This is a genomic window from uncultured Cyclobacterium sp., from assembly GCF_963976465.1.
Classification (GTDB): Bacteria; Bacteroidota; Bacteroidia; order Cytophagales; family Cyclobacteriaceae; genus Cyclobacterium.
Genome location: NZ_CAXBOC010000367.1, coordinates 1 through 6,057, shown reverse-complemented (window position 1 = coordinate 6,057; position 6,057 = coordinate 1). Strand labels below are relative to the sequence as shown.

Genomic DNA, 6,057 nt, shown 5'->3' with positions numbered 1-6,057 from the left:
AATTGACAGCATCCGGAGATTTAATATACCATGAAGGACATCAAGAGGTTAATCTCGGACCCATCGGTCATAACAAATGGCATAGCCTAAAATTAGACCTGCATGCAGGGATTAATGGACACTATGACTTGTATTGGAACGATGCGTTGGTTGCAAAAAAGATACCGCTAACAGTGGCTGTAAAATCAGTAGAAAGGATTTCATTCAGGACCGGCCCCTACAGGGATCTCCCCAATAGAAAAACACCCAATGAAGACCCTGAACCCCCATTACCGGGATCAGATTCTAAAGTACCTTTGGGCAAATTTTATGTAGACAATGTTTTTGCTCTGCCAAAAAGGTAAAAGTTAACGGGAAAGTCGATCCCTTCAGCTATATCAATGAAGAGGGTAAATATTTAAAGTTTTAACAATTGATTTCCTTTGGTACCAATCATTGTAAACCAAGGTTACTTGATCAAAATACTGTGTCCCAAAATTGAAATTTTTATAGGCCTCTATCAAGGAAAATACCTTTTCTATGTCTTCAATTGGTTTTACAAACCTGACCAAGGTACTGTGGGCCGCAACCAATTTATAACGCTTGTCTAAGGATTGCTCAACATTTGAGCTGGCAAAGGATTGCCTCAAATTTTGCCTAAAATTCATTAAATATTCATTAAGAGGAAAGCCTTTGACCATCAAACATGATGGAGAGGCAAATACTCCTTCAAATTCAATTTCCATCCTACGAATACCCTTCAGGGAATTTTTGATCAGTTGATCATAGACACTCAAGTCCAGCTTTTCCACAGAGAAGCCTTCATAACATGAAATAATGGGCATTATGGTTAGGTGTAGATCTGAAGGCGGATAAAAATATTGGCCCGGAAGTATTGCCCTACCTTCGGAAATAAATCCATTTAAAGCCTCCACAAGCTCGGGATTCGGTCTTAACAATAAGGTTAGCCCTCTCCTCCGGTCATTTGGATTGTTCAATTCAGCATCTAAAGAGAAACCTTCCTTCCTGATGATGGAAAGAGCTGATTCATGCAGGGAGCCATAATGGTTATTAAGCCCCATTATTCTGAATCATATTTTCTAAAGATCAATTGCAGCAATTCCATTACCTCCTCGGAATGGATGTCCCAGTTTAGGCTTTTTACAAAACTATGGTTCAACAAATCAATGGCCTCATAAAAACTTTCGGTTTCATCCAGTTCAATAATGGCTTGTTCCATCAAATCAGGATTGCCTTGGAATAACCTTTTTGTGAACATGATACGCTGATTGATCCCCATCCCCTCTTTCAGTTGCGCAATACTTCCTTTCATATAGGGGTTTTCCTCAGCATCAAACTTGGCCCAAACAATTGCCGGGTCTATGGTTTCCAAGGGTTCCTTTTCCGTAGCATCCCCTGCCTGTTGATCTCCTGAAGTTTCTTTATCTTCGATGATATAATGCGGAGAAACTACTTTTTCTTCTTCAATGACTTCGGGCTCCACTTGGGCTTCAATAGTCTCCGGCGCCTCTGTAACCAAACTATTAAAATCCAGTGGCAAGATTTCTTGGAAAGGGTCAAGCAAAACCACAGGTTGCATGGACTCATCTGCTTCCTTTTCGAAACCTTCATACAGTTTTTGCTTCCAAAAAAGATTTCCCGGATCAGCAGCCAGATCATCCGCTGCAGGCTCCCAAGCTGTCCGATGCCATTTGATATACTTCTTTAATTCCTTTATCTGAGAGGCATGATCTTTGGTCACTTCTTCTAGGGTTTGTTCCATAAATGAAACAGGCTCTATGGCCAAACGGAGGGTTTTGCTAACAGCCTTGGTCAACAAAGGCTCAAAATCTGATTTTTCAATACTTATGGCCCTTGAAAGCACATTCATAAAAGTAGCCAAAGCTTCTTGTACCTTACTGTCACTGTAATCAAAATAAGGGTTTTGGGAAAAGGAGTCAACTTGTTTTTGCCAATCCACAAAAAGCTCCCTAATTACCATTAAATTAAGTTGGGTAGAAGCACTTAATTCTATAATTTCTTGCCCACTGATTCTTTTTTGATGGTTAAAATGATTGTCACAGATTTTTTTTGAAAAATCTTTGGAATAACTGTCAATATAATCCTGATCTAATGTCATTTGTTTTGCCATGTTATTTGTTTTCCCCCTATTTCACTAGGGTAAAGTTATGTAATTTATTCTTTAAAGAAAGTCGCAGGGTAAAATGTAAAGCTCAAAATTAAGTGCTACAAATTCCAATAAATCGCCAGCAATCAATCCCACCCTATAGCCTACTCATACCCAATAGTTTAATCCATTGTTGGATTTTTTTCTCTAAGTGCAATCTCAAATATCTATAGCTTTAATCGACTTATTTTATTTCAGCATTTTATCTACAATTAGCCCCATTTGGTTAATCCCACAATCAAGCACGGTTGATTTGATCGAAAAGGCATTTACCTGGCATAATTTTATTAATAAATATAAATCCATTAATTTCGTATGCTTAAATTTAAGGAGGCCTTATTCAATCTATACTGTAGGCACCTTTTGAAGTATTGATTTTTTACCTTATCCAGAAATTATGTTTATTGAGCCATCGCTAGGAAAAACCGGGAAATCCGGACCAAAAGGACAGCTAGAAGTAATCTGTGGCTCAATGTTTTCAGGTAAAACTGAGGAGTTGATCAGAAGGCTAAACAGGGCATTAATTGCCAAACAAAGGGTGGAGATTTTCAAACCGGCTATAGACAAAAGGTACGATGAGAACAATGTGGTTTCTCACAATGAAAATATAATCCGTTCCACCCCTGTGCAATTTGCCGATGACATTTTACTCCTTGCAGGAAATTGTGATGTAGTGGGTATTGATGAGGTTCAGTTTTTTGATGAACAAATAATACCGGTGGTGGAGCAATTGGCAAAAAACGGCATTAGGGTAATAGTCGCCGGCCTGGATATGGATTTTGAAGGCAACCCGTTTGAGCCCATGCCTCAATTATTATCCATAGCAGAATATGTCACCAAAGTCCATGCGATCTGCATGAAATGTGGAGACCTTGCTTCTTATAGTTACCGACTTTCAGGAGACAAGTCCAAAGTTATGTTGGGGGAAAAAGAAAGCTATGAAGCCCGCTGCCGAAAGTGTTTTTATAACCTGTAAATAGCCGGCTAATGCTAAAAAAAACTACAGGAATTGTAATCGGATACACCAAATACAGGGAAACTTCGATTATCACAAAGATTTTCACCCGTGAATTGGGTCTGAAATCCTATGTAGTGAATGGCGTAAGGTCGAGCAAATCTTCTTCAAAAGTTGCCCTTTTTCAACCATTATCACTGGTTGATATGGTGGTTTATGACAAAGAAAATGCAAACATCCACAGAATATCGGAAATAAAATCAGACTTAAGTTTCCAGCGCATTCCATTTGATTTTATCCGATCTGGCATCAGCATGTTTATGGCCGAGGTACTCGGTAAAGTTGTCTTTGACAACTATCAAAATGAGTTGCTTTTTGATCATTTAAAGGTGAAAATTTTATCCCTTGATGCCGAACAATACCAACCCGGACTTTTTGCGCTTTACTTTCTGATAAGCACTTCCCGCTATTTGGGTTTTGAACCGGAGGATGCCAATGATTTTTTTTTACAATTGCCTGTTGATCAAACAGGGATTAATTATAACAGTAAAATCCAGTGCTTAAATCAACTGTTGGATGAAGAGGTTCAGACTGCTCCAATGATCCCGGGAATCATCAAAAGGCAGTTGTTAGACGACTGGATTTTGTTTTATAAAATTCATATTGAGGGGTTTGGAGAAATAAAATCCCTGTCAGTTTTGAGAACGCTTCTCTCTTAAATCAGATTGAGCAAAGTTATTGAATTTCGATGTTACGCGTATAACTTGAAAATATTCCATCTAGCTCTTTTCCGGTATTGGCATCTCTTAAACTAACCCTTAACCGATAGGCTCCTTTTGAGAGGTTTTCAATTTTCACACTTGCAATCTCCTTTAAGGTAAAAACAGCATCACCTACCTCAACATGGACTTCCACTCCATCACTTTCAGGCCCTCCTCCCAAGTATAGAAAGTCTACAATCACCGGCTCATTTGAAGGATAAACCTGAGCCTCATTGGGAAGGTGAAGAATTAAATAAGGTGCATCCTCCTCGGGAAATGGCTTGGAACCTCCAACAGTAAAATCACGGGCTGAATAATTCCCGTATTCCTTTAAAGCAAAGCCCTCCTCATTAAGTAAATAAGCTACAGCACGGTAGGTTCCTTTATTCAGTTCCAACTGGAAATTTGGTTGGGTATAAGGTTTAGACGTGCCCCCGTTTAAAGACAGCATCAAAGGATTTTTCTGGCCCAAACCGTGGTTTCGGATGTTAAAAGAAAAAGCCACTTTGCCAATTTCAAAATCTTCATTCCCAAAAGGATTGTAAATATCAAGCATGGCATCCGGATTCATTTCAGGCTGAAATTTCTCAAAAATCGGAGATTCCGCCGATGGTTCTTCTGCTGACAATTGCCCTTCATTTTGCTGTACAGTTGAGCTTTCCGTCTTGTTGGTTGAAGAATCGCATGATACCATCAAAACCAATCCGAAAGCTGCACCTAAAAACTTAAACCAATAATTCATACTTGATTGTTTATACAAAGCAAACGAGTTTGTCACCTTTTCTATTTTAATTTATTGGAAATTACTATGAAGAAACCTTACTTTTGATCCCGGGCTTTGTCTCGAAAGCAGAAACCATGGTTATTTTACAAATAAAGTCCCATTTGAGTTTCTATTAAAGAATCAAAGGTATTTATTTTTAACAATAAAAAAATTACCTTGCATTAAACTTAAAAATCAAATGAGCGATATTTTATTTGAAGAAGTTCCCTGCCTAGACTTGGCCGATTTTACCTCCGGTGATAAGAGTAAAAAAGCTGCATTTGTTAGCAAATTGGGAGAAGCCTATGAAAACATAGGTTTTGTTTCAATAAAAAACCATGGGCTTGACCAAGCCATGCAAGATGAATTGTATGCGGCCATCCAAAGCTTTTTCTCCCTACCTGACGACAAAAAATCCAAGTATGAAAAACCTGAAATAGGCTTTCAAAGGGGCTATACCGGCAAAGGAAAAGAGCATGCCAAAGGCAGAAATACAGGTGATTTAAAAGAATTTTATCATGTGGGCCAACCTCTTGACCAAATATCCAATGATGATCCGGTAAAAGAGGAGTATGTGGCCAATATTTGGCCAAAAGAAATTCCCGAATACAAGGACATTTCTTTAAAGGTTTTCCAAACCCTTGAAGCCGCAGGAAGGATTATGCTTCAAGCCATCGCATTGAATTTAGGACTTAAAGAGAACTACTTTGACAGTAAAATAGAAAATGGTAATTCTATCCTTCGCTCCATCCATTATTTCCCTATCACCAACCCCGAAGCTGTACCGGCAGATGCTGTCAGGGCAGCAGAGCACGGGGATATCAACCTAATCACCTTGCTGATGGGAGCCAGTGCAGATGGACTTCAAGTCCTAAGGAAAGACGGCAAATGGATTCCAATAACTGCTTTGCCGGATCAATTGGTAGTAAATGTTGGGGACATGCTGGAAAGGCTGACCAATAAAAAACTCAAGTCAACCATTCACAGGGTGGTGAACCCACCACGTGAACTGATGAATACTAGTAGGTATTCCATTCCGTTTTTTCTACATCCCAGATCAGAAATGGATCTTAGTTGCCTGGATTCTTGTGTGGATCAAGACCACCCAAAAGCATTTGAAGACTGTACTGCCGGGGAGTTTTTGGATGAAAGACTAAAAGAATTAGGCCTGAAAAAATAAAACTTACTTATGACCACCATCAGGAAGGTAAGGTATTATATATATCTAAAAGATGTGCTCATACTTTCTCTGACAGCCTTTGGGGGGCCGCAGGTATTTTTGGCCATGGTCATCGATATAATGGTAAAGAAAAGGAGGTACATCACCGAAAAGGACTTGCTGGAACTGAATGCACTCTGCCTTGTCTTGCCCGGCCCCACTTCCACCCAGACCATCTCAGCCATTGGTTTT

Annotated in this window: 7 protein-coding genes and 1 pseudogene; 5 read left to right on the top strand and 3 right to left on the bottom strand. The window is 39.3% G+C overall.

Annotation, left to right across the window (positions count from 1 at the left end; genetic code table 11):
- Positions 1-344 (top strand): annotated as a pseudogene (locus AAC037_RS17995) (hypothetical protein); the annotation flags it as partial.
- A gap of 33 nt (positions 345-377) precedes the next feature.
- Here the strand turns inward: AAC037_RS17995 and AAC037_RS17990 are convergent.
- Entirely contained in the window at positions 378-1,061 is a 684-nt protein-coding gene (locus AAC037_RS17990) for a hypothetical protein (RefSeq protein ID WP_339904509.1), read from the bottom strand.
- Positions 1,061-2,131 carry a hypothetical protein gene (locus tag AAC037_RS17985; protein ID WP_339904508.1) on the bottom strand — a complete coding sequence of 357 codons (1,071 nt, stop codon included), beginning with the start codon at positions 2,129-2,131 and terminating at the stop codon, positions 1,061-1,063. Before AAC037_RS17985 ends, AAC037_RS17990 begins: the two co-directional genes overlap by 1 nt.
- 433 nt (positions 2,132-2,564) lie before the next feature.
- On the opposite strand from AAC037_RS17985, the gene AAC037_RS17980 reads away from it, so the two are divergent.
- Both AAC037_RS17980 and recO read left to right on the top strand, forming a co-directional pair.
- Positions 2,565-3,143 carry a thymidine kinase gene (locus AAC037_RS17980; RefSeq protein WP_339904506.1) on the top strand — a complete coding sequence of 193 codons (579 nt, stop codon included), beginning with the start codon at positions 2,565-2,567 and terminating at the stop codon, positions 3,141-3,143.
- An 11-nt stretch (positions 3,144-3,154) separates the two neighbouring features.
- The gene (gene recO / locus AAC037_RS17975; RefSeq protein ID WP_339904504.1) at positions 3,155-3,841 is read left to right on the top strand and encodes a DNA repair protein RecO; all 687 of its coding nucleotides are present in this window, start codon (positions 3,155-3,157) and stop codon (positions 3,839-3,841) included.
- Between the two features lie 16 nt (positions 3,842-3,857).
- Here recO and AAC037_RS17970 read toward each other — a convergent pair whose 3' ends face one another.
- Positions 3,858-4,625, bottom strand: a complete 768-nt coding sequence (locus AAC037_RS17970; RefSeq protein ID WP_339904503.1) for a hypothetical protein — start codon at positions 4,623-4,625, stop codon at positions 3,858-3,860.
- Between the two features lie 220 nt (positions 4,626-4,845).
- On the opposite strand from AAC037_RS17970, the gene AAC037_RS17965 reads away from it, so the two are divergent.
- Together AAC037_RS17965 and AAC037_RS17960 are read left to right on the top strand one after the other, a co-directional pair.
- Entirely contained in the window at positions 4,846-5,826 is a 981-nt protein-coding gene (locus AAC037_RS17965) for a 2-oxoglutarate and iron-dependent oxygenase domain-containing protein (RefSeq protein ID WP_339904502.1), read from the top strand.
- A 9-nt stretch (positions 5,827-5,835) separates the two neighbouring features.
- Positions 5,836-6,057, top strand: a 222-nt coding sequence (locus AAC037_RS17960) for a chromate transporter (RefSeq protein ID WP_339904500.1), incomplete at its 3' end; no start/stop codon positions are given.

What these genes read in the sequence shown, in the direction of transcription:
- recO (WP_339904504.1), top strand. Translation starts at nt 3,155, where the DNA reads ATGCTAAAAAAAACTACAGGAATTGTAATCGGATACACCAAATACAGG.
- AAC037_RS17990 (WP_339904509.1), bottom strand. Translation starts at nt 1,061, where the DNA reads ATGGGGCTTAATAACCATTATGGCTCCCTGCATGAATCAGCTCTTTCC.
- AAC037_RS17970 (WP_339904503.1), bottom strand. Translation starts at nt 4,625, where the DNA reads ATGAATTATTGGTTTAAGTTTTTAGGTGCAGCTTTCGGATTGGTTTTG.
- AAC037_RS17980 (WP_339904506.1), top strand. Translation starts at nt 2,565, where the DNA reads ATGTTTATTGAGCCATCGCTAGGAAAAACCGGGAAATCCGGACCAAAA.
- AAC037_RS17965 (WP_339904502.1), top strand. Translation starts at nt 4,846, where the DNA reads ATGAGCGATATTTTATTTGAAGAAGTTCCCTGCCTAGACTTGGCCGAT.
- AAC037_RS17985 (WP_339904508.1), bottom strand. Translation starts at nt 2,131, where the DNA reads ATGGCAAAACAAATGACATTAGATCAGGATTATATTGACAGTTATTCC.